This window comes from Ructibacterium gallinarum (genome assembly GCF_014982785.1).
Classification (GTDB): Bacteria; Bacillota; Clostridia; order Monoglobales; family Monoglobaceae; genus Ructibacterium; species Ructibacterium gallinarum.
Genome location: NZ_JADCKB010000008.1, coordinates 52,645 through 76,977, shown reverse-complemented (window position 1 = coordinate 76,977; position 24,333 = coordinate 52,645). Strand labels below are relative to the sequence as shown.

Genomic DNA, 24,333 nt, shown 5'->3' with positions numbered 1-24,333 from the left:
TCTCCTTTTTATAGTATGGTTTCCACTTTAACAGTAAGCATTCGTTTTACAAAAGGGCAATGCCGGCTTTTTCACAGGCAGAGATGGTCTCCTCGTCCCAGACGGAAACCTGAACCTCGCCAATGTGGGCTTTGCCCAAGAGCAGCATGCAAAGGCGGGATTGCCCAATGCCGCCGCCCATGGTCAGCGGCAGTTTCCCATCCAGCAGTGCTTTGTGAAAGGGAAGAGAGCGGCGTTCTTCACAGCCGGCCTTGACAAGCTGACTGGTAAGGGATTCTTCATCTACCCGGATTCCCATGGAAGAGACCTCCAGGGCACAGTCTAAGACATCGTCCCAGAAGAGAATATCGCCGTTGAGCTTCCAGTCGTCATAATCGGGAGCCCGGCCGTCGTGTTTTTGTCCGGAAGCCAGAAGATCGCCAATCTCCATGATAAAGACAGTTTTATGTTCTTTGGTATAGATATTTTCCCGCTCTTTGGGGGAGAGGTCGGGATATAGATCCTCCAGCTCCTGGGTAGTGATAAAGCTGACTTCCCGGCAGAGCTGAGTATCTATCTGCGGGAAAGCCTTTTTCAGATCCGTGAGGGTATCACAGACCGCGTCCACAATCTTCCTGACGGTTTCCATCAAGAATGCCCGGTTCCGGTCTTCCCGGCGAATCACCCTGCACCAGTCCCACTGATCCACATAGACCGAATGGAGGTTAGAGAGAACCTCGTCCCGGCGGATGGCGTTCATATCGGTATAAAGTCCCTCGCCCGGGGCAAAGCCGTATTTGCCAAGGGCCATACGCTTCCATTTGGCAAGGGAATGCACCACCTGGGCTTCGGTTTTGGCATCGGGAATATCAAAGGTTACTGCCCGTTCGGTGCCGTTTAAGTTATCGTTAAGGCCGGTATTGGACGGAACGAACAGCGGCGCGGTTACCCGCCGCAGGTTCAGGGCGGCGGTGAGATGGGATACAAAGGATTGTTTGATGGTTTCAATGGCGGCCTGGGTATCATACAGGCCAAGGCGCGGCCGATAGCCGTCCGGAATGTGAAGCACGCTCATAGTTTGAATCACCTTTCTTTTTATATATCTCCGCCCGGCTGTGGGCGGATAAAAGTTGCGTTTGTTATGGCAGAGTCATTCCAATCAGGGCTGCTGAGAAATGGGAATGACCTTTTTGGCCATGGCATGGCGGATAATCTCGATGACATTCACATTACCCATGGTGCCGGCAATGGTCATCCGGGTCAGACCGTCCACGCCCTCAGAGGGCAGGTTCACCTCAAAATCTTCCTCCGAGGTTTTGTCATCCACCACGGCCTGCAGTTTATAGCCGGCGGCGTGGGAGGCGGCAACCACCTCTTCTGTATAGGAACCGTAAGGGAAGGCAATCATATCGCATTCCCGCCCGAGATTTTTTTCGATTTCATATTTGGATTTACGAAGTTCGGTTACCAAATCTGTTTCAGACACTTCGCCCAGGGCGGCATGGCTGGCGGTATGGGACTGAATTTCAATCAGTCCGCTGTCCTCCATCTCTTTTGCCTGTTCCCAGGTAAAGTGGGAATAGTTCACCTGCCCTTCACCAGCCACTGCCCCCATGGTATCGGTTACCACAAAAATGGTGGCGGGAATCTCCAGTTCTTTTAAAATGGGATACGCAATTTCATAATTGCTCAGATACCCATCGTCAAAGGTGACAATAATGGGATTGTCAGGCAGGGTCACACTGCCGTCGGTGCAGGTGACATAGTCATAATACTGCCTAAGGCTGATGGGGGTAAAATTGACCTTAATGGCGGTCATGTGGAGCCGGAAGTCATAAGGGGAGATCAAGGAGATCTCGTTGCCGTTGCTGAAGGGTTCGTCGGTGATGTGATGGTAGAGGAGAATGGGGACTTTAACGTCCTTTTTCTCCGGCACTTCCGGTTCTTGCGGGGTGGTAATGGGATTTTCGCGGGGGCCGCCCTCTACGGTTACCACCCAGGCAGGCGGGGTAGAGCGGTCGGTAGTTTCTGCGGCGGCGGGGAGGCAAAACGCCGTCAAAAGCGCCGCAGATAGTAAAAACAAAAGGGTTTTAGTAGTTCTTTTTCTCATAGTCACCAAATACCTTTCCTGCGCAGTCAATAAAGGTGTCGTTGTCATTGGTGCGCAAAATCCAGCTTAAAATATTTTCAGTTACGTCAGATGCACTGCGGTCCGCAAAGGCCCGGCGGATTTTATGCATCATGTCAAGTTCTTTGGCACTTAGCAGAAGCTCTTCCTTTCGGGTACCGGACTTGGCAATATCCACCGCAGGGAAGATCCGGCGTTCCTGCAGGCGGCGGTCAAGGTGTACCTCCATGTTACCGGTTCCCTTGAATTCTTCATAGATCATGTCATCCATCCGGCTGCCGGTTTCGATAAGAGCGGTTGCCAGAATGGTCAGACTGCCGCCGTTTTCAATATTTCTGGCGGCGCCGAAGAAGCGTTTTGGTTTATACAGGGCGCCGGGATCCAGACCACCGGAAAGGGTTCTGCCGGTGGGGGCAATCGTCAGGTTATAGGCCCGGGTCAGCCGGGTAATGCTGTCAAGCAAAATAACCACATCATGCTTGTGCTCCACCAGGCGCTTGGCACGCTCCAAGACGATTTCCGCCACCTTGACATGATTCTGGGGTTCTTCGTCAAAGGTGGAGAAAATGACGTCGCCGTTGATGCTTCTTTGCATATCGGTGACCTCCTCAGGCCGTTCGTCAATGAGCAGGACAATCAATTTAATATCCGGGTGGTTGGTGGAGATACTGTTGGCAATATTTTTAAGCAAGGTGGTTTTTCCGGCTTTGGGGGGCGCAACAATAATGCCGCGCTGACCCTTGCCAATGGGCGCCACCAGATCAATAATCCGCATGGCATAGTCGGTGCGTCCGGTGGAAAGATGCAGGCGCTGATCAGGGTAAATAGGGGTCAGGTCGTCAAAGGCCTTGCGGCGAATGGAGACATCCACCCGGTCGCCGTTGACCGTCTGTACATACAAAAGTGCCTGATACCGCTCCCCTTCGTGCTGCATTCGGGTATTGCCAATGATAAAGTCTCCGGTTTTCAGATTAAACCGCCGGATCTGATTCTGAGAAACATAGACATCGTTTTCACCGGATTGATAGTTGTCACTGCGCAAAAAGCCATAGCCGTCCGCCATAATTTCCAGAACACCGCTCATTAAATTGGTGCGGCGTACCGGGTCGCTGTAGGTAATTTCCCGGGTTACCATCCGTTTGGCATGGGGTTCGGATTCGCTGTTTTCTTCGTGACTTTCCGGCCGTGTAAGCCGCCGCTTATGGGTGGCAGGGGGCTCCTCTGGTTCTCCGGCTCCTGCCGTGTGGAGAAGGAGGGGCTGTTCCTTTTCCGGCGTTGCTTCCGGTGCCGCCTCTGCAGGGGATTCTTCTGCCGCCTTTGCAGGGGGTTCGGCCGTTTCGATTTTCCGTTTGCGGCCCCGGGCAGGCTTGGCGCCTTCCGTAGTTTCCCCGGTATCTAAATTATTTTCTTCGGCTGCCGGTTCCGCCGTTTCGATTTTCCGTTTACGGCCTCGGGCAGGTTTGACAATTTCCATATTTTCTTCGGCTGCTGCTGGTGCGGCGGTCCTATTTTCTGCGGCAGCCCGGCGTTTCGCCTCCCGAAGGGCAGCCTCCTGTTTTTCGGCAGTATCCAGAATGGACTGCACCGAGAGAATCTTTTCTATTAGCTCCGCCTTACGGTATTTGATCAAATTTTTGATATGCAGTTCCTTTGCCATATCGCGGAGTGCGTCCAGCTTCATGGTGGCAAGCGCTTCTCTTTCCATAATCATAATTTCATAGCCTTTCCGGCTCACAGATTCATGCGGCAGCCGCCGCAAAGGTTTGCCCCACCGGGTATCGTGAGCCGGATACCGGCGGGATGGGCAAAATGGTTATATTAAAGCTCGACCGTCTCCTGCGTTTGTGTGGGAGGCGGATTGTCGTCGGTTTGTTCTGACTGCGGCAGAACCAGCCGCAGGAGTGGATTGTTAAGATAAAGAATCTTGGTGGCGGAAGATTGTTCAATGGCATAGGCGAGATAGGTATTCTCCCTAAGCGGGGTAATGCCCCAGATGAGGGCCAGCAGGATACAGGCCACCAGAAAACCTTCCAAGAGCCCCAGAACCAGCCCGGCCAGCCGGTTAAAGAAGCCGATGACGGGGAGGGAGGCAAACAGGTGGAGAATGCGGCCAACCAGTATCAGTATCAGCTTGGCGGCAATCAGAACCAGCAGGAAGGACAAAATATTAATCAGCAGCAGAGTAAGATACTCGGCTGCGCCGTTTTCAAAGGTTTGGATACCCTGATTCATGGCGTCAAGGAGAAAATCAGGGGTAAGCGCCGTTCCCGGCGCTGCGGCCGGGTCGGCGGCAGCGCCGCCCAGCGCGGAAAACAGGGTGTCATAAAGGGGAGTGGTCCGCAGGAATGCGGTTACTGTTGGATAGAAGAGCCATGCCAGCACAATGGCGGCAAGGAAGGAAAGAAGTCGAAAGCTCATTTTCACAAACCCGCTTTTCCAGCCGGCAAAGGCAAAAATACCGATAAGAACAACCAGGACCACATCGGTCCAGCTGAAAAGGAATGAAGATGGCATGGCAAAACCTCCTTAAAGTAACAATACATTTTTCAGCGCATCCTGACAATATAAGCAGAAGTACTGCCGGCGGCAAGAACGGTTTTCTGATCGCCGAAGACCCCCAGGCTTTTGATATCGCAGGGGCTGGAAACGGTTTTTTTCAGCTTACCGCGGGAGTTGATATACATAATATCGCGCTGGCGGGAGACAATGACGGTACTGCCGCAGACGGCCAGATTGCTGATGCCGCTGTCTGCGTGGTAAGAGCCTTTGAGCTTGCCGGCGGTGTCGTATAGCTCTAAAACGGCATTGCCCCGGTTGTCGCTGGTGAGGAATGCCAGAAGATCATCGCTTGAAATGTCGTATTTGCCGGGTTGTTTGCCGGCAAAAGAAACGGAATACTGGAACCGGCCGCTGCCGGAGAAGCCGCAAAGCTCTAAGTCGGAGACGGCCAGCAGGCGGCTGCCGGAGAACCGAAGTTCTGTTACCACGGTGCCTTCCCGGTCGGCGGTGCCTACCACCTTTTTGCGGCTGAGATCGATAAACTGGATCCGTGAGGAGGCCGTATCGGTAGTGCTGATCAGCTGAGCCACCGCCAAATGCTTGCCGTTGTCGCTGAGGGCGATGTCCATAATATAGCCTTCGCCGCTGTTCCAGCTAAAGATTTCCTTTCCTTTTTTGTCAAAGACGGTCACCTTTCCCTTATAGCCGTCTGCGGCGGTGGCAAAGGCACAGTCGCCGTCTTTGTTCAGTTTAGCGGAAATAATATCGTTGCCGAGGCTGAATTCCTGAAGCTTTTCGCCGCCATGGAAGAGGCCGGCAAAGCTGTTGCCGGCAAGATCGGCGGCAAGCACATAATCGCCGGCGGTTTCCACAATGGGCTGGGAAAGCGGAAGGTTCAGGGACCAAAGCGTTTCGCCCCGGGTATTTACGGTTTTAATGTATTGTTTATTATATAGAAGAATGTTGTTTCCAAAGGGGATCAGGGTATAATTGCCGCCGGTTTCAAAATCCATATCAATGGAGCGGGGCCGGTGGGAAGGGATCATCAAAAGATTGATCAGCAAAATCAGAACCAGCAGGGCGGCAATCAGCAGCAGGATCAGCCGGCCCGGGCGGAAGGTAATCCGTTTTTTCCGCAGGGCAAGAGAGGTTTCTGTATTGAAAAATACAGAAAGCTGCTGTTTTGGATGTTTCAGAATGGGTAAGTTTCGGTTTATTTTCATATTTATTCATCCCAAATCATAATAGACTTTTTTTAAGAACAAACCTTGTGGGGGAGCAGTCAGACCACATCGTTTCCGGTCGCCGCTTTTGATAATGGCGGGAAGATCGTCAGGATCAATCCGGCCCATGCCGATTTCCGCCAGTGTCCCGGTCATGATGCGGACCATGTTGTAAAGGAAGGCGTCTGCCTCCACGGTAACACAAATAATTTCGTTTTGTTCGCCGCTGACTTCGGCCCGGCAGACAGTGACCGTACGGACGGTGGTTTTCTGGTCGCCGCCTGCGGCCATAAAGGCGGAAAAATCGTGCTTGCCCTCCAGCATAGGCGCTGCGGCGCAGATGACCTTGGCGTCAAGAGGATAGGGCAGGTGCCAGCTGTAACGGGTAAGAAAGGGATTCTGCATCCGGGCGTTTAAAATACGGTAAATATAGCGCTTGCCCCGGGCAGAGAACCGGGCGTTAAAGTCTGGCGGTACCTCCCAGGCGGACACAGCGGAAATATCATCGGGCAGAAGATGGTTGACCGCATAGGGGATCCGATCCGGGGGGATGGTGGTATGGGATCTGAAATTGAGCACATAATCAAGGGCATGGACGCCGGCATCGGTGCGGCTGCAGCCGGTCACCGAGATGGTCTCGCCGGTAAGGCGGGACAGGGTGTCCTCCAAAACCTGCTGGACGGTAATGCCGTTTTTCTGCCGCTGCCAGCCGTGGTAATGGGTGCCGTCATAGAGAATGCGCATGGCAATGTTTTTGGTCATAAGGCGGCGCCTCCCCCAGTCCAGGGCAGAAACCGCAGTGCAAGGAGCAGGGCGGCAAGCAGAAGGAAACAGAGCCACGCGGCAGAGTCAGCTTTGGTGTATTTCAGTTCATGGAGCCGGGTACGGTTTTCACCGCCCCGGTAACAACGGCATTCCATGGCGGTGGCCAGCTCGTCGGCCCGCCGGAACGCACTGATGAACAGCGGAATCAAAATAGGAACCATGGCTTTGGCACGCCGAAGCAGATTGCCGGATTCAAAATCCGCGCCCCGGGCAGACTGCGCCTTGATGATTTTATCGGTTTCCTCCATGAGGGTAGGGATAAAGCGCAGTGCAATGGTCATCATCATGGCCAGCTCGTGGGCGGGCAGGCCGATGCGCTTAAAGGGGGAGAGCAGATGCTCCAGCCCGTCGGTCAGCGCAATGGGGGAGGTGGTCAGGGTCAGCAGCGAGGTGCCCAGGATTAAAAAAACCAGGCGCAGGATCATGAACGCCGCAAAATAGAGCCCCTGCTTGGTAATGGTAAAAATCCACCAGTGAAAAACCGGATCGCCGCCGGTGAGAAACAGGTTAAACAGCCCGGTGATGACAATAAAGACAAAAATGGGCTTGAGGCCTTTGAGTACAAATTTCAGCGGAACCCTGGAGATAAAAATACAGCCGAAGGTAAAGACAGCCAGAATAAGATAGCCCAAAAATCCGTTGATGGAGAAGGTCAGGATCATGTAAACAAGGACCAAAAGCAGCTTGGTTCTGGGGTCAAGACGGTGTATGATGGTATCGCCGGGGAAATACTGTCCCAGAGTAATATCTTTTAGCATAAGGGATTTCCCTCCGGTTTCAAAATTGGAATCAGAACGCGCAGCGCGTCCTCAACGGTATAGATGCCGCCGGGAACAGGCAGGCCTTTTTGTTTCAGGCCGTCCATGATCCGGGTGATTTGAGGAACGTTGAGACCGATCTCACTCAGCCGCTGTCCCTGCTGGAACACGGCGTCGGTAGTGCCGAACATTTCCACCCGGCCGTGGTTCATGACCAGAATCCGGTCGGCAAGCTTGGCAATATCCTCCATACTGTGAGAGACCAAAATAACGGTCATATTCATCCTCTCGTGCATATCTTTGATTTTAAAGAGAATCTCATCCCTGCCGGCAGGATCAAGGCCGGCGGTGGGTTCGTCCAGAATCAGGACCTTTGGCTCCATGGCAAGGACGCCGGCAATGGCGGCGCGGCGTTTCTGCCCGCCGGAGAGGTCAAAGGGGGATTTTGAAAGAAGCTCTTTTTTGAGCCCCACCATATTGGCGGCAAACGCCACACGTTCCTCAATTTCTTTGGGGTCAAGCCCCATGTTAGAAGGACCGAAGGCAATGTCCTTGGCCACGGTTTCCTCAAAGAGCTGGTACTCCGGATACTGCATCACCAGCCCCACGTCAAAGCGGAGGGCGCGCATATCGGTGCCCTTTTGACCCAGCACCCGGCCGCCTATGGAGATGGTGCCGGAGGTGGGTTTTAAAAGACCGTTGAGCAGCTGGATCAGGGTGGATTTCCCCGATCCGGTATGGCCGATCAGGCCAATAAATTCGCCCTCACTGATTTCCAGATTGATATCTTCAAGGGCTGTTTTTTCAAATGGGCCGCCCTGCATATAGACATAGCCCACGTTTTTCAGCTTTATCATGAAAGTTCACCTGTGTGTTTGATAGAATGAAGACGCTCCATAATGGCGTCAATGCAGGCATCCGCGTCTAAGACCGCCGGGTCAAGATCAATGCCCTGCTGGCGGAGCCGGTAAATCAGTTCGGTTGCCTGCGGGGTGTCAAGCCCCAGTTTTTTCAGTTCCTGCACTTGAGGAAAGATTTGCTTGGGGGTTCCCTGCATTTTGATTTCGCCTTGGTCGATCACCACCACTCGGTCGGCCTGTACCGCCTCGTCCATGTAGTGGGTGATGAGCACCACGGTCATGCCCAGGGATTGATTCAGCTTTTTTATGGTGCTGAGAATTTCCGCCCGGCCGGATGGATCCAGCATGGCGGTAGGTTCGTCCAGAACCAGAATATCGGGCTGCATGGCCAGAACGCCGGCAATGGCGACCCGCTGTTTCTGTCCGCCGGAGAGCATATGGGGGGCGTGACGGCGAAAGGCGGTCATATTGACTGCCGCAAGTGCCGCATCTACCCGCTGCCGAATCTCTTGGGGAGGTACGCCCAGATTTTCCGGGGCAAAGGCCACGTCCTCTTCCACAATGTTGGCAACCATCTGATTATCGGGGTTTTGAAAAACCATACCCACCCGCTGGCGGATATCATAAAGACGGTCGGGGTCAGAGGTATCGATGCCCTCTACCAATACCCGTCCGGAAACGGGGGTCAAGATAGCGTTCAGATGTTTTGCGATGGTGGATTTGCCGGAACCGTTATGTCCCAAAACGGCGAGAAATTCGCCTTTGTTGATAGAGAGAGAAACGTCCCGCAGCACCGGAATATCCTGCCCGGACTCTTCGTTGTGATAAGAGAAGCAAAGATGATCGATATAAATGATGGGTTCCAAATGGATACCTTCTTTCTGTGTCAGGCCTGCCAGCGGGAACTATAGCCGCAGGGCAGGACCAGGCTTTTGCTGGTAACGGGCAGGCCAACCTCGTCCACGGCAAAGGAGCCGCCAAACTGCCGGCGCAGCGTCATGCGGAAGATATTTTCCATAATGCTGCCGGAAAGGCCGGTGGTATAGGTGTTGACCAGGAAAAAGAGCGGGTCATCACTGAGCACCTGCATGCAGAGGCAGATCAGCGGGTACAGCTCCTGTTCGATTTTCCATAGTTCCCCGCCTGGGCCGCGGCCGTAAGAGGGGGGATCCATAATAATGCCGTCGTATTTTCTTCCGCGGCGGATTTCACGCTGAACGAATTTCTTCACGTCGTCCACGATATAGCGGATAGGGCGCTGGGAAAGTCCGGAGAGCACAGCGTTTTCCTTGGCCCAGCTGACCATGCCTTTTGCGGCATCCACATGGCAGACGGAAGCGCCGGCGGATGCGGCGGCCAGGGTGGCGCCGCCGGTATAGGCAAAGAGGTTGAGAACATTAACATTCTCTCTGCCGCTTTTTTGAATGATATGGGAGAACCAATCCCAATTGGCGGCCTGTTCGGGGAACAAGCCAGTATGCTTAAAGCCCATGGGTTTGATACCGAAAGTAAGCTCGTGATAATTCACCGTCCAGGAGGGCGGGAGCTTATGAAAGGTATGCCAGCTGCCGCCGCCGGTACTGCTGCGCACATAGCGGGCGTCCGCCTGCTCCCAGAGGGGAGAGCGGTCAGTGGGGTCAAGTTCCCAAACGATTTGCGGGTCGGGACGCACCAAGATGCGGTTGCCCCAGCGTTCCAGCTTTTCGCCTTTGTCGCAGTCAATCAGTTCGTAATCTTTCCATCCGTCTGCGAGAAACATCTGTCATACCACCTTTATGCCCGCATACGCCAGTCTGCCTGAAAGCCGCACAGCGGCGATTTGGGGCAGAGAGATAAAAACGGGTTTATGTTATAAAAATCCAAGATACATCATTATACCATTTTTAAGCCAAAGCGTCAAGGTATGAAAAGGAAAGAGGGGGTGTCCAAATTGCCAAATCGGAGGCTGAAATTTATGAAATTATATTGACTTTTCACGAAAATGGGAGTATAATGAAGCGGTTGTATGCGGATACTTTAAAGCAGGAGAAAAAGGCGGTGAACCGTATGGCAAAGGCAAAGAGCGAAAACAGCAGTATAGCGCAGAACAAAAAGGCCTATCACGATTATTTTGTGGAGGCGGAGTATGAAGCGGGGCTGGAGCTGCGGGGCACCGAGGTCAAGTCCATCCGGGCCGGCCGGGTGAATTTGAAGGACAGTTATGTGTCCTGCAAGACCGGCGAGGCCATCTTGATTGGGATGCACGTCAGCCCGTATGAGCAGGGGAGTATTTTTAACCACGATCCGCTGCGGCCAAGGCGGCTGCTGCTGCACCGGCAGGAGATCAACCGGCTGATTGGGCTCACCCAGCAGCAGGGGTATACGTTGATTCCGCTGCGTCTGTATTTTAAGGGACAGCATGTGAAGCTGAAGCTGGGGCTGTGCCGGGGCAAGAAGGACTATGACAAGCGCGCCGCGGCGGCGGAGCGGGATGCGAAACGGAATATGGACCGCGCCATCCGCGAGCACAGATAGTATGAAAAAGAAATGAAAAACATATATTAAAACATATATTATATCAAAGAACGGTGAGAAAAAATGTTACATTTTGAAGTGGATATGAGTGTAGACTACAAAGCCATGGGCTGTGCGGAGCCGGCAAAGGCGCCGAAGCTTTCGGCATATATCCTGGACGAGCGGTACCTTGAGGATACCAACTGGAAGACGCGGCCGGCAGTGGTGATTTGTCCGGGCGGCGGATATGGGTTTGTGTCCCCGCGGGAGGCAGAGCCCATTGCAATGCGGTACTGCGGTGCGGGATATCATGCCTTTGTGCTGGATTATTCCATAGCGCCCACAGGGTGGCCGGCGGCGTGCTGTGAGCTGTCCAAGGCGGTGGCGTATGTGCGGAGCATTGCAGAGGAGCACCACATTGACAAGGATAAAATTGCGGTCTGCGGTTTTTCGGCAGGCGGTCACCTTGCGGCCAGCCTGGGCGTATATTATGATGAGGAAATGATTCTAAAGTATTCCGGAGCAGAAGCCGGGGAGAACCGGCCCAATGGCATGATCCTGGGATATCCCGTGATCACGGGCGAGGAAGAAAAGACCCATATGGGAACGCTGCAGAACTTTATGGCAGGCCGGGAAGAGGTGCGTCCGTATTTTCCGCTGGAAGAGCATGTAACGCCCAAGACGCCCAAGACATTTTTGTGGCATACGTTCTCGGACGGCGCGGTACCGGTGGAGAGTTCCATGCGGTTTGCGGCGGCTCTGCTGAAAAATAGAGTAGAATATGAATTACATATCTTCCCGGAGGGAGAGCATGGCCTTTCCCTTGCCAACAAGATTACGGCAAGTACGCCGGGCGGCATTATACCGGCGGTTCAGCCTTGGGTGGATATGTCCATACGCTGGCTTGCGCAGTTATAATGGGAGCACAGATATCCCCCGCCTTTTAGGCGGCGGGTTCCATTTCAGAGGGAGTTATCATCTCCCTCTGAAACCCTGCGGAGCGAATTACAATCTGTTGCAAGCTTAGCAGGAGCGTTGCTCCGATTTCAAGCGGGTAGAAAAAGAAAAAAGAGCCGGAGACGATTTTGGCCCTTGATAGAAATGGGGATGTAAAGGTTTCGACGGGGAAGCAGAGACACAAGGAGCGGGCCGCAGCGGGTACTGCGTAAAAAACCCAAACTTAAAAATAAACGCTAATAACGATAATTTAGCATACGCTGCCGCTTAGTGCAGCTGTCCGCCCCGGAATACCGCAGTCCGGGGAGAGGGCATCAACGATGCGGTGAACGTGAGCCGGGAAAGCTTTGACCCGGCCATGAAAGATGAAGCTACCGGCCGCCGGTGTTTGTCAGTGGACACCGACGGGCGGGAATACTGACCACTGACTACGCCCGTAGCGCTTTGTGGGGATGCTTTTTCGGACAGGGGTTCAATTCCCCTCATCTCCACCAAATCGGAGCAGTAATTTTGATAAAAAATTACTGCTCTTTTTTTCTCCTGAAAGCCCTTAATACAAACGATTTTAAAATTTTATAAATTAGTGATTGCTGTTATGGGTACGATTTTTTGCGTTTCTTTATGCTTTTTGTAAGTGTTTTTATTTTGAGTAATTGTTAAATCGCGGTGCAATCGTTTCTTTATGCCGCCAATCGTTAAATTTGTAAATAGACACGGTTTCAACGGATTCGGTTGCTTGGTGTATTTGGACAAAATAATATTAGGACTTGAATATAGATAAATTTTATGATATAATAATTATTAATTATATATCTATATAATAAGCGAACGGAGATTGAAAAGCAGACACACATGGATTCAAGCCAGGTGTTCATCCCTTTTATCGGGTACATTGGGCGGCGAAACGGAATAAATTTCATACAGCAATACTGCCCAGACACAGGCGGTATCGGTGCAGTAAGAAGGGTCTCTGTCGCAGAAGAATATCTCTGCAACATGGAGGCCGTTTTCTGTTTTTCGGAAAATGGCAAACCATTAGAATACATAGAAAGGCATAAACGAGATGATAGATGAACTGCGAAAACTGACGACAATAAGCGCCATTCTTTTAATTGGCGTGTTTACCTTTATTTTTTTAGGTGCTGAATACCTATATGTGAATATGATTGCGCTGACAACGGAGGCAGGAAATGCTGTAAATGCGCAGAACTATGTGCTTGGTGTGAGCACAGTCGGTTTTTTACTGTATCCGGCGCTGAGCCGCCTTGTAAAAAGACAGTATCAGGGTATCATTACCCTGGCATTAGCGCTGGCAGCGATTGTGTGTATATTCGTTATGCAGCAGCATTTATCCTATGCGGCAATTCTCATATCCGGCATGGTGCTGTTTTTTGTCCTTGGCTTTTTTGGCAGCGCGGTCCACAGCATAGCGGCGCGCATTGTTCGGGCAAGCGCGGCGCTGGCGCGGATTGTCGGGATAGCCTATGCCCTGGGGATTTTGCTGCAATTTTTAAACAACAACCTGGTCAATGTCGAAACCGCAGAAGCGGGTTTTCTATCCGCTTTTTTAGCCATGCTGTGCGTCTTAATGCTGTGGACACAGCAGCGGTACTTAAAGCATGTGAAAGAAACGGAACCGGAAAGCAGCGGGCAAAATGAGGAGGCGGCCATGTCCCGGAAAAAGCTGTCGGCAGGGCTTTTGCTGGCGTTGCTTGTCGCGCTGATGGCCTGCGTATTCAGCACATTGGACAACGCGGTAACACTCCCTCACGCGTCGGGACACGCGGACGTCGGGCAATGGCCAAGGATTCTCCTGGCTGTTAGCGGGCTTATGGCAGGGTTTTTGTTTGATATACGGAAAAGAAAGTTTATGAACCTCATCATGTACTGTGTGATGATGCTGTCCACGTTGTGTGTTGCGGTAATATGGCTGGGAGACCCGTTCCTGATCGGGCTTGTGGTGTTTTACCTGACTGCCGGTTTTTTCGCGGTATACTTTACCACCAGCTTTATGGAGCTGTCATTGCATATGCGGTTTCCAGCGCTGTGGGCAGGTCTTGGCCGCGCGGTTAACAATCTCAGCGCCGTCCTGGTTACAAACGGTTCGGTTACGCTGCTGTTTGCAGGCGGCGGTATTATCACAATCCTGCTTGTGCTGCTCTTGTTCGCGGCGGTTATGGTTGTAATGGCCGCGTATGCCGCGCAAATGCGGGAGATTACCAGGATGAACGATGCGCAGCGCAGAGAGGCAGACAAGTTTTCAAAATTTACACAGGTTTTCTCCCTGACGCCGCGTGAGAAGGAGGTTTTTCAGCAGCTGCTTGCCGAGCCAAACGAAAACCTCCAGGTAATCTCGGAACAATTGGCGATTTCCAGGACGGCTTTATATAAACATATCCGCAGCCTGAACGACAAGACGCAGACAGGAACCCGGCTGGATTTAACGCAATTTTATTATCAATGGGGCGAACGAAATACAATCAAAGGACCTATTGGCCAGCCCTTTAAAACGGAAACGGAAAATTTGTAAGTATATTTCTCCTCCCTTCTTAAATGGCGTTTGTCTTTTTCTGTGCTATTTTAAAAATATCGTGCGGATTTTACATCTTAAAAACAAAAACATAATCCATTGATTCTTTGAAATGGAAAGCGAGGCGTTTGCCCCGCTTTTTTTATTGCTTTTTTCATATGCAAATATATGTTCGTAAAAACAGCCTCAAAATATCAAATAATAGAAAAAAATACATGAAAAATAGGGGGTTTACAAATGTTAACCCCTCCAAAACAGGCCAGAGTTTACATTTGATAACCCCAAAATGGCCGGGGGTTTACAAAATTCAACCCTGAAAAACAAAAAAATGTACGTTTGTAAACTTATATTTTTTTCAGGACTATGCTATATTTTTTTCAGAGACCGACAGTTGTTTGGAGGGAAATAAAAAAATCTGCAACATTAACAGGATGGACTCAAATGGGGATGCTCTGCCGGGCATTCAAAAAATAATTGTAAGAAGGAGGCAGAAAAATGGAAGTAATGGAAAGGATGCTCCCGTATGCAAAAAAAAATGTCCAGCTTGCCGTATATGACATGCTGGATCAGATGGAGGCAGAATACGGCGATGGCGAGGCGAAGGACGTGATTGCGGAGGCAAACATTTACGGCAATGTAAGCAAGTTTTCTATCACAGTGAAAGAGGGCGGTTGCGGAACCATTATGACGCTCGCTATGCTTGCGCCATGCTGCGGACTGTCCATTCCCGGACAGCAGCGTGCTTTGACCGCCGTGGCTGACCGGATCACCCAGCATCTAGAAAACGTGTTGGTGATGAAGGGCGTCCGGTTCCAGCCGCCGGAAGATACAGGCGCGGCGGCACAGTAAGCTGTGCCGAATATACTTGCCATACGGAAGGAGGCCGACGGCCTATGCAAATCAAATGCAAGCGGCGCTTGCCAGTGGTGTTATCCGTTACCCTGCTGGCAGCAGTCCTTTCCGCCTGCGGCGTTAAAGCGCCGCCCGTGCAAACCGGGATGCCGGTTCAGACGCCGGACAGCGGAAACGTTACCATTACCAAAACCAAAGCAAAAGCAACCGAGACAGAGTTGTACAGCGCGCCGGACGGTTCGTTCAGCATGCAAATCCCGGCCGGCTGGTCGGTATCCAGCGGAGGCACCGGGATGTATCACAGTATCCGCGTAACCGACCCGGAGGAGCCGCTGAACCAGATGTTCGTTTTGCTGAAAGCGGACGCCCTGCTGCACAGCCAGGCGGGGAAGGAGGCGTGGCAGTACACTTATGCAGCGGGCAACAGCCAGGCGTACCTATTTACCCTTGCGCCGGTATTGGCGCAGCCGTCCACTGAAAATTTCTATAAGCTGTTCCCCCAGTATGCGGACTTTGCCGTGCAGGCAGAACCAGGCTACGCGGGCTACACCTTCCCACGGTTTGAGGATTTCACTGTTACCGAGCGTTTCCCGTCTGCGGGCAATTTCGGGCAGGCGGCGCTGGGCGACGAGCTGCTCCGCGCCACCTTCACAGAGGATGGCAGGGAAGGCGAAGGGATGTTCGCCGCCACGGTGGTAGATTTCGGACCGGTTCAGATTGCCGCGGGCGCTCCGTCGGGCTATCAGATCCCCAGCGCGGACGGCGGCTATTATATGGCGTACAATATCATGGCGGTCACCGCTGCAAAGGATACGCTGATTGAGTGGGAAGACGTGCTGACCCAATGCATGGGGACGCTGGAATACTCCCAGGCTTATGTGCAAAGCGTGCAGCAGGCGGGGCAGGAGCAGGTGGCGCAGGCGATGCAGTTCAGCGCCAACGCCAATGCTGTTTTGGACGGCATCATGTCCTCCTGGGAAGCGCGCAGCACCAGCCAGGATATTATCAGCCAGAAGCAGAGTGACGCCACGCTGGGATATGAACGGGTTTACGATACCCAAACCGGCGAAATCTACCGGGCGGAAAACGGCTGGAGCGATACCTACCAGGGCGGGCGCTACGAGCCCGTAACCGACGACAGTGTGTATATAGAGCCTATTTCCGGCTATATTGAATAGGATAAAATCCTGGACAGGAGGGATTCCATATGAAGATACATAGCAAATTGCTTGGTGCTTTCCTTGCGCTGCTCCTGGCCGCGTTGCCCCTGCAGGCATTCGCATTCAGCGACACTGCCGGGCATTGGGCGGAGGCAGATATCAGCGCCATGACGGAGAAAGGATACTTAAGCGGCTACCCGGACGGGACGTTCCAGCCGGATAAAACCATCAGCCGCGCGGAATTTATGAAAATCATTACCGCCGTATACGGGCTGGTGGAAAGCGGCGATTCGTACCTTTTATGGGCGGACGTTGACCCGTCGGCGTGGTATGCGCCCTACACCGGCTCCGGGCTTTTGATGCCGCTGTACCAGGGGCTCTACCTGTACCCGGAGGAGCCTTTGACCAGACGGGACGCGGTGCATGCCATCCTGCCGATACACGGCATTGTGTGGGAGGGCCATCCCGGCGCTTCGGCGCAGGGCATGGCGGACTATGCAGAATATCAAGATGACCCGGCGATGTGCAGCATGATTTCTGCCGCGATTGACAACAACATTATGCTGGGCAAGGACACGGGCTTTGCGCCCTTTGATTATCTGACGCGGGCAGAGCTTTGTACGCTTTTGCGCCGCCTTGACGGCCGGGCGACTGACACGGAGAATTTGAACGGCATCATAAACGGGATTTTAACCGATGTGCTTGCGCAGGCGGGCAGCGCGCCCCCTGCCGGAGTACCGGGGGAAGTAACCGGATACAGCGGGGAATACGAAAAAGCCATTTTTGACATGGTAAACCAGGTGCGCGCCGAGAACGGCCTTGCCGCCCTTGCATGGGACGACGGCCTTGCGGCGCTGGCCCGCGCCCACAGCGAGGACATGATAAAGCGCGGCTTTTTTGACCATGTGAACCCGGACGGCCTCGGCCCGGACGGGCGCGCGGACGCGGCGGGCATTTCCTATTATATGATTAGTGAGAATATCTCGGCCGGGGACGCGGCGCCGGAGGTGATTATGGACGGCTGGATGAACTCGCCGGGGCACCGGGGCAATATCCTGGATCCGGAGGCGACGCGCCTGGGCGTAGGTGTCGTGTTGGGCGGCGAGCTGGGTGTTTACTGGACGCAGTGCTTTGCCGGGTAATTATAGAACATACGAAAAAGAAAGTATGAAAAATATATCTTAATAAATAAAGGAGTCTGAAAAAATGAGCAAACAACAGATAGCAAAAGGTTTGTGGCGGCGCGTGGGAAGCGCGTTGCTTGCCTTGTGCCTGCTGCTTGGGCTGCTGCCGGTGGCGGCGTTTGCGGCAAAACCCGTAATTCCAGCGGCCTATGTTGGGGTTGAAACACAAGATGGCTGGATTTATGCTTATGCCGGAGAGGCCTCCGGCTGGGAGGCAAGCGATCCGCAGACCTTGTCCGGTTTGGGTATCGCTTATGATGAGAATACCAATACCCTGACCCTGAAAGACGGCGAGTTCGTGAGCCTGGGAGCCAACTGCATGGGAAGTGATTTCACAATCAAGCTGACGGGCAATGTCACCTTCGGCCAACTGAACTTCACCGGCTGCGGCGCAATCGTTTCAGGCAATGGCGTAATGAATGTGAACAATAATGGCACAGATGCCATTCGTGAAGAAGCCATTTATATCAGAGGCGAATATGCCGATGCAAGATTTATCGTCACGGAAAATGCAACGGTGAATGCTATCAGTAAGAATGGTGCCGCATTGATCATTCATGGTACTGCGGCAAAGGAAAATGCACTGGTTTACGGCAGTGTGTCCTCCGGTGGAAAGACGGTCGAGCCCTATGTGCGTGGGAATTTCGATCCGCTTTTTAACAAATATACGGAATTCCCTTTCTATGTTGGTGAAACGAGGTATACTACTCCTTATCGGTTTAAAGACAGTCAGGGCAATTTGTATTTCGTGACTGGCGAGCATAAAGACTGGGGAGATGGCACAGGCGGCTGGTATCATATGGATTACATAGCTACGGGAGAAACCGTCACCGTTGATGGCAGGGAGTATCCGTTGTGCGAACAACTGGATGGTGCACCGGTGAGCCTTTCCTGGATGGAATTCTTCGGCCCCTACAGCTATGACCAAAAATATACACCATATAACGGTGGAACAAAAGAGCTTTATGACTGGACATTATACCATAGTCTGGAAGCCGGCGAATCTTTTTACCAAACGAGAGCGGCACAAAATCTGGTGCTGAAAGGCGACGGCGGAGGCACGACGCCCTCCGTAGACCCTGATGACCCCGATGACTCGCCGGTTATCAATTTACAAACGGTTTATGTGGATGAAGCGCCTAACGGTGTGTTGGCAGAGGGCAGGATCACGGCCTATCTGTTTGTCAGCAATGCAGCCGAAACGCCTACTGCGACCCTGGCATACAGCGATGGCACGGCTGAAAAAACCATGAACTTGACAACGGAGGGAGCCGCCTCCGCCGGTATCTATATCTACAGCGGCACTGTGCCGACAGATGCAGTTACTCTGGGCAGCATGAAATATGCCGTGGGAAATATCACTGCGGAATCTACGATTGATAAAAATGTCGTTGCCCATTTGGAAGTGGCGGTAACGGGCGCTGTTCCCGAAGGCGCCGTGCTGACACTGCGTGATTCTGAGAGCGGGATGATCTCCTCACGGATCATTAGCGCTCCGGGTACATTTAGCATGGGGTCTCCTGAACCCGGTACATACAAGGCAGATGTTACGCTGACAAAAGAAGGGCGGATTGCAACTTGCGGCAGTACGGAGCCTATCACCGTGACTGACGGCCAAAAAACCACGGCTAACCTCACCGTTAGTGGTGTGACGGTGGCGGGCGAAGCGAAGGCGACGGTGTCTCCCGATGTGAGCCACCGCGTTGACTGGTATGATGAGAGCGGCAAGCTTGTTGCCGTTGGCGAGAACTGTGTGTACTTTTCCGGTGAAACTCTATACGCCGAGGCTGTGCCTACCAACGGCGCCGCATTGGACTATCAAGCTTCAGGCCGTGTACAGGTGACAGGAGAATCCGTAACGCTGGAAATGACAGACATGCCGGTACGCGATGTTTCCGGTACAGTCCATGTGGGCGGCAAGGCGCAGGCAAACGCTCTTGTGAGCATTACCGCCCATGTCAACGGCATCGCCAAAACCTATACCGATTACACCGATAAAGATGGTATCTACACGATTCAAGGTGTGCCAAGCGGCGGCACGGCGAATATCTCTGCTTCCTATATCATGGCAGAAACAAAAACCGAACCCCTTAACACTGCGGATACAAGCAAGGATTTCACCCTGACAGCCCGCACGGGAGTTGTGTTCCTGCCACAAAACAGCGGAAGCCTCGTTTCCGCTTCTGCGAAGCAGGGCGAAACAAATATTCCCGCCGCAGTGGAAGACAGCGATTTGATTACCTTAACAGGCGCCGCTCCAAATACAAACATAACACTGACCGTTCGATCGAAAATCGGGAGAGCAGCTATTGAGAACCTGGAACTGGATGAGAATTCCAGCGCCGTATATACCGACTCGATAACATGGGAATATTATAGCTATCCCCAATTTACACTGACCAATGTACTGGATCGTAATTTTTATGTTCTGGTATATGGACATGGCCAAAATGACAAAAAACTAATCTACACCGACTTGTATCAAGGCGATTCTTATTATCAGGGGATTCCCCTGCCTGAGGGAACATATACCTATCTGTTCCTATTGGACGACGCCTATCGGGTAATTGACCATGACGAGTTGGATACCTTGGATAAGGCGGAGAATAGCATTAACGCTTTGAAAACCAACGGCAAGGTGAGCGCGGAAGCAACGGTCGAGCTAAAAGACAGTCAATCTCCTCAGCAGACGGTGGGACAGGAACTGACCCTGCCCACAGGCAATATAAACGAGCAGATGCTGATACTGAACGCCGAAGCCAGCGGCCTGACCCTGGACGCAACGGCGACAACCGTTTCCGCCCGGGTGACCGTTGCGCCCAATAAGCCTAATACAGTAGGGAATACATTGACCGTCTATTTGGACACCAATCAGACCTCTGAGAGCGATGGAATTAGCCCGAATATTTTGGATGGCAGTGTTTACATCAATGGCAAACGCGCACAGGAGGATGTAAAGCTTTCTCCTAATCATGACATGAATGATTCCGGTTTTGGAGGAAGATATTCCGTTGAAATCCCCGACATCCGTGTATACGGCGGTTATCCGGCGGTGATTCAGTGGCAGAGCGGCCGCACGAATCTCAGTAATGTTACGGCACAGGCGGCGGTTTCTTTTGACGGCGGCACGAAGCAGTATATTGGGGAAAGCAAGATCGCTTCGCCGAGCATCTCCCTGTATGCGCCGTCGGCAACGGGCAGTGATGTTTTCTCGGTCTATGGCCAAGCGCCGAAAAATGCCGACGTCACGATTATGCTGGATGGTGAAACGGCAGCGGTGATGACAGCGAACAAAGATGGCTTTTACACTGCAAGATTGCGCTTAAACAATCCCATTGGCACGGAAGAACATTCTGTGATTGCCAAATATAAGAGCGGCGACCGGGAAGTTGTTTCGGCAACGCAAACCGTAACCTACAGCTCGACAGCCCCCTATTTGAAAACGATAGAAATTACCGATTACGTGGGTAGGAATGAGGTGTTGTGGGATAATGGCGAGGCAATGACCGGTTTTTACTGGTATATGCCGGATACGCCGGTTGTCTATACCATGACCTTTGGCAATGCGGATAAATTGAACAGCGAAAGCGTTATCGTCCATTTGCCCCGTGCCAACGGCGTGGAGCTTTTGAAAGCAAAAAAAACCCGGGACAACACATGGCAGACAGAGCCGAAACTGTGCGGAAATAATCCACCCACCGGCGCATGGGTCTCCTACGAAAAGATAATCGACCCCAACGATGGCGACCTTGCGACCATGACGGCAACGGACTTTGCACGGCTACGGGAAAAGGAAGCGGATTATGCGATTCCGGAAGATCTGGATCTGGCCGGAATCAGCCAACATGGCGTTACCTTTACCAAGGCCGAGGGCGACAAAGGCTTGACAATGGAGGTTGGAGGGTTCACCCTTACCGATACTGCTGAGACAGAAGCCGATATCGCTGATTTGCTGACGGAATTGAAAGCCTGCGAGGCGGAACAAAGTGCAGCAGGGAACGGGCACGTCGGCAATCAGGTCTATGTAGCGGTAGAGAAGGTCAATGACGTTTGGCAGTACCGCGTCATCCAGAAAGCCACCGATGGCGGCAGCAACGCCCTCTGGCTGGATACGGTGATAACTCCAAATTCCTACACCGAGCGCGTAATCAACGAGCAGACCGGTTATCTTGAGCAAACGATCTGTACATCCAATACACCGGTTACGATAACGGCGGAGGATAAGGAAGATATTGAGATTGAGCTGCTGGAAGGCTGGTATAATAACTTCGAGGAGTTTGGCGAAAAATATGAACAGGCGGTTTTGGAACATCCGCAGGCCAAGGCGGAAAATCCCAGCATGTTCCGCTTGTCTGCCGCTCCGGCAAATGAAGGAGGCGCCCCCGACCCGCAGGCGCCGGTCATTGATTATGTGACGATGTGCGGCAACGATCCAACCCTACTTTCGCTGGTGCTGATGGTTCAATGTCTTGAGCAGAACGATGTGGAATATCTTCCCAGAATTGAAACGGGCGGTAAAAAGGTGTATGGCCAGCCTGGCGATCTGTATAAACAGCTAAAGAGTGAGATCTTTTGGACATTGGGTGGTACAGAACTGAATGTAGAAATCGGTAAAGTTCTGGGGAATGCGGCGATCATGGATGTGGAAAGCAAACAGGAGCTTATCGCCAACATGAGCGATTGGGCGCGGGAGGAGATGAAAAACCAATCGGGCGATATAGGTGATATGATAAGGTTGGGGCCGACCAAGGAAGAGTACATTTATGAGCTGAAGCAGCTCTGCTATGAAGCACTGATGGATATCGATGAGCATGGTGTGGTAGACTGGGGCTGGTTCCCCTTTGACGATCGTTTCCCCGATCCCCGCAACGCCCAGAAATACGAGGAAGACTATCTATTTGAACCAGAGGATTATAAAGATTATTTTTTTGAAAACGGGAAAAAATGGGCTGATATGACGGAGGCGGAACAGCGCGAGCTGATTGAAAAGGCCAAAGGGGATCTGGGCTTGAAACCGAAAACGGCCAATACTACCACAAAGGGCGAAGCTGTTCCCGATACCAGAAAGCCCATCATTGACCCCTCCGGTTATGTCTATGCCGGCGTGGAAAGCAACCGGATTGAGGGCGTAAGCGCGACTATCTATACAGTAGACGATGCGGGCAACCGTACAATGTGGAACGCAGGTGAATTCGACCAAGTCAACCCCTATCTGACCAATGAAAACGGTCAATATGAGTGGATGGTACCCGAAGGATATTGGTCCGTTGATTTTGTGGCCAACGGCTATGAACCTTATACCACGGGTGAAAACGATGGCTCCGGCGCTGAGAAAAAAGGCGATATTTATGCAATGCCGGTTCCGCCGGTTCAGCTGGATGTCAACATCAATCTCTATGCCAGCGCCAATCCCACGGTAGATGAAGCAAACACTGTTGCCACATCAGAGGGTGTATATGTCGTATTTGACCAGTATATGGATGTTTCCACATTGACCGCAGATAAATTCAATCTGTCGGTAAATGGTAAAAAGATGGATCTTAATACGGCAGGGATGATTTCCTATCCAGATAAAGAAGCAAACGGAGACAAAAACTTTGCCCGTACCGTTGTACTGAATACGGCAATCGAAGAAGATTCGGTTGTCCTGCTGGAAGTCAAGAGCGATGTTACAAGCTACACCGGCAAACAAATGCTGCAAAATCATTTCAAGGAACAGCTTGATTTCAAAGCTTTGGAACAGGCAGCCGCGCCTACTGCAAATCCGGATAGCGGCAGTAAACTGGATGTAAATACGCCGATTGTACTGACGGCAGAAGATGGTGTAACAATATACTACACCACAGACGGCACGGAACCAACCCGCACAAGCAAATTATATACGAAATCCATCCTCATCACCTCGGATATGACCATCAAAGCCATTGCTGTGGCGGCAGGCAAAAAGGATAGCAAAGTAGCGACATTCACCTATACTTTGAAAAAAACGGAAACCTCTGACACGCCCGATACCAGACCCGGCGGCGGAGGCGGTGGCGGAACCACGCGCTACACGGTAACCTTCGATACCCAGGGCGGCAGCGGGATTGACAGCATCCGCGTAAATAGGAACGGCACGGTCACAAAACCGGCGGATCCGACCCGCGAAGGCTATACCTTTGGGGGCTGGTTTACGGATAAGGAATGCACAGAGGCATTTGACTTTGATACGAAAGTAACTAAAAACCTGACGCTGTACGCAAAATGGACGGAGGACGGCGCGCAGCCTACCCCGCCTCCTTCCGAGTGGAAAAACCCGTTTGCCGACGTAGCGGAGAGCGACTGGTTCTACGACGCGGTGCGGTACGCAAATGAAAACGGCCTGTTTGCAGGCGTGTCGGATACGGAATTTGCACCGGATACCGCCATGACCCGCGGCATGCTGGTAACGGTGCTGTGGCGCGCGGAAGGCGAACCGTCCGCAGGCGCGAGCGCCTTTGCGGACGTCCCGGCGGACGCATACTACGCCAAGGCGGTGGCGTGGGCGAACGCCAACGGCATTGTACAGGGGTATGACGCTTCTGCCTTTGGCCCGGACGACTTCATTACCCGCGAGCAGATAGCCGCCATTTTCCAGCGATATGCAGGCTTTAAGGGGATGGAAACAAGTGAATCCGGCGACCTGTCGCAGTTTGGGGATGCAGGCAAAGTTTCCGCCTGGGCGCAGGGCAATGTCTCCTGGGCAGTTGGCGTGGGGCTCATCTCCGGCAAGGGGGACGGCGTCCTTGACCCGCTGGGCAGCGCGACCCGCGCGGAAGTTGCCGCTATCCTACAACGGTTTTTGGAAAAGTAAACTGAAATGATTTTGTTCCGGCCGGAGGGCCAACCGGCCCTCCCTGCCGGGAA

The 24,333-nt window shown here is 52.5% G+C and carries 17 protein-coding genes and 1 other RNA gene; 8 read left to right on the top strand and 10 right to left on the bottom strand.

What is annotated here, in order from left to right; all coding sequences use genetic code 11:
• Positions 1–46 precede the first annotated feature (46 nt).
• The 10 genes from asnA to INF28_RS05215 form a co-directional block, all read right to left on the bottom strand.
• Positions 47–1,054: an aspartate--ammonia ligase gene (gene asnA, locus INF28_RS05260; protein ID WP_226392417.1), complete on the bottom strand. Its 1,008-nt coding sequence runs from the start codon at positions 1,052–1,054 to the stop codon at positions 47–49.
• Between the two features lie 84 nt (positions 1,055–1,138).
• Complete coding sequence (locus INF28_RS05255; RefSeq protein ID WP_226392416.1) at positions 1,139–2,089, bottom strand: polysaccharide deacetylase family protein; 951 nt, start codon at positions 2,087–2,089, stop codon at positions 1,139–1,141.
• The gene (gene rho, locus INF28_RS05250; RefSeq protein ID WP_404815145.1) at positions 2,070–3,818 is read right to left on the bottom strand and encodes a transcription termination factor Rho; all 1,749 of its coding nucleotides are present in this window, start codon (positions 3,816–3,818) and stop codon (positions 2,070–2,072) included. Before rho ends, INF28_RS05255 begins: the two co-directional genes overlap by 20 nt.
• A 107-nt stretch (positions 3,819–3,925) precedes the next feature.
• Complete coding sequence (locus INF28_RS05245; RefSeq protein WP_226392415.1) at positions 3,926–4,621, bottom strand: CvpA family protein; 696 nt, start codon at positions 4,619–4,621, stop codon at positions 3,926–3,928.
• A 32-nt stretch (positions 4,622–4,653) separates the two neighbouring features.
• On the bottom strand, positions 4,654–5,829 hold the full coding sequence (locus INF28_RS05240) for a DUF5711 family protein (protein ID WP_226392414.1): 1,176 nt from the start codon (positions 5,827–5,829) through the stop codon (positions 4,654–4,656).
• 6 nt (positions 5,830–5,835) lie between these two features.
• Complete coding sequence (gene truA, locus INF28_RS05235; RefSeq protein ID WP_226392413.1) at positions 5,836–6,669, bottom strand: tRNA pseudouridine(38-40) synthase TruA; 834 nt, start codon at positions 6,667–6,669, stop codon at positions 5,836–5,838.
• On the bottom strand, positions 6,588–7,412 hold the full coding sequence (locus INF28_RS05230; RefSeq protein ID WP_226392412.1) for an energy-coupling factor transporter transmembrane component T family protein: 825 nt from the start codon (positions 7,410–7,412) through the stop codon (positions 6,588–6,590). The genes truA and INF28_RS05230 overlap by 82 nt, the downstream gene beginning before the upstream one ends.
• A complete protein-coding gene (locus INF28_RS05225) occupies positions 7,406–8,269 on the bottom strand; it encodes an energy-coupling factor transporter ATPase (protein ID WP_226392411.1) in 864 nt (287 codons plus the stop codon). Before INF28_RS05225 ends, INF28_RS05230 begins: the two co-directional genes overlap by 7 nt.
• Positions 8,266–9,138, bottom strand: a complete 873-nt coding sequence (locus tag INF28_RS05220) for an energy-coupling factor transporter ATPase (protein WP_264175700.1) — start codon at positions 9,136–9,138, stop codon at positions 8,266–8,268. The genes INF28_RS05225 and INF28_RS05220 overlap by 4 nt, the downstream gene beginning before the upstream one ends.
• 20 nt (positions 9,139–9,158) lie before the next feature.
• Positions 9,159–10,031: a class I SAM-dependent methyltransferase gene (locus tag INF28_RS05215; RefSeq protein ID WP_226392410.1), complete on the bottom strand. Its 873-nt coding sequence runs from the start codon at positions 10,029–10,031 to the stop codon at positions 9,159–9,161.
• Between the two features lie 287 nt (positions 10,032–10,318).
• Between INF28_RS05215 and smpB the strand changes: the two genes are divergently transcribed.
• The 8 genes from smpB (at position 10,319) to INF28_RS05175 (ending at position 24,280) form a co-directional block, all read left to right on the top strand.
• Positions 10,319–10,786 (top strand): SsrA-binding protein SmpB, encoded by a 468-nt coding sequence (gene smpB, locus INF28_RS05210; protein ID WP_226392458.1) that lies wholly within the window; start codon positions 10,319–10,321, stop codon positions 10,784–10,786.
• Positions 10,787–10,849: 63 nt separating this feature from the next.
• Positions 10,850–11,683 (top strand): alpha/beta hydrolase, encoded by an 834-nt coding sequence (locus INF28_RS05205; RefSeq protein WP_226392409.1) that lies wholly within the window; start codon positions 10,850–10,852, stop codon positions 11,681–11,683.
• Positions 11,684–11,868: 185 nt separating this feature from the next.
• Positions 11,869–12,216: a transfer-messenger RNA gene (gene ssrA / locus INF28_RS05200) on the top strand.
• 569 nt (positions 12,217–12,785) lie between these two features.
• A complete protein-coding gene (locus INF28_RS05195; protein WP_226392408.1) occupies positions 12,786–14,252 on the top strand; it encodes a helix-turn-helix domain-containing protein in 1,467 nt (488 codons plus the stop codon).
• Between the two features lie 495 nt (positions 14,253–14,747).
• On the top strand, positions 14,748–15,101 hold the full coding sequence (locus INF28_RS05190) for a hypothetical protein (RefSeq protein WP_177660187.1): 354 nt from the start codon (positions 14,748–14,750) through the stop codon (positions 15,099–15,101).
• A 44-nt stretch (positions 15,102–15,145) separates the two neighbouring features.
• Positions 15,146–16,282 (top strand): hypothetical protein, encoded by a 1,137-nt coding sequence (locus INF28_RS05185; protein WP_226392407.1) that lies wholly within the window; start codon positions 15,146–15,148, stop codon positions 16,280–16,282.
• A 29-nt stretch (positions 16,283–16,311) separates the two neighbouring features.
• Positions 16,312–17,406, top strand: coding sequence for a CAP and S-layer homology domain-containing protein (locus INF28_RS05180; protein ID WP_226392406.1), 1,095 nt, complete (start codon positions 16,312–16,314; stop codon positions 17,404–17,406).
• Between the two features lie 64 nt (positions 17,407–17,470).
• Positions 17,471–24,280, top strand: coding sequence for an S-layer homology domain-containing protein (locus INF28_RS05175; protein WP_226392405.1), 6,810 nt, complete (start codon positions 17,471–17,473; stop codon positions 24,278–24,280).
• Positions 24,281–24,333 lie beyond the last annotated feature (53 nt).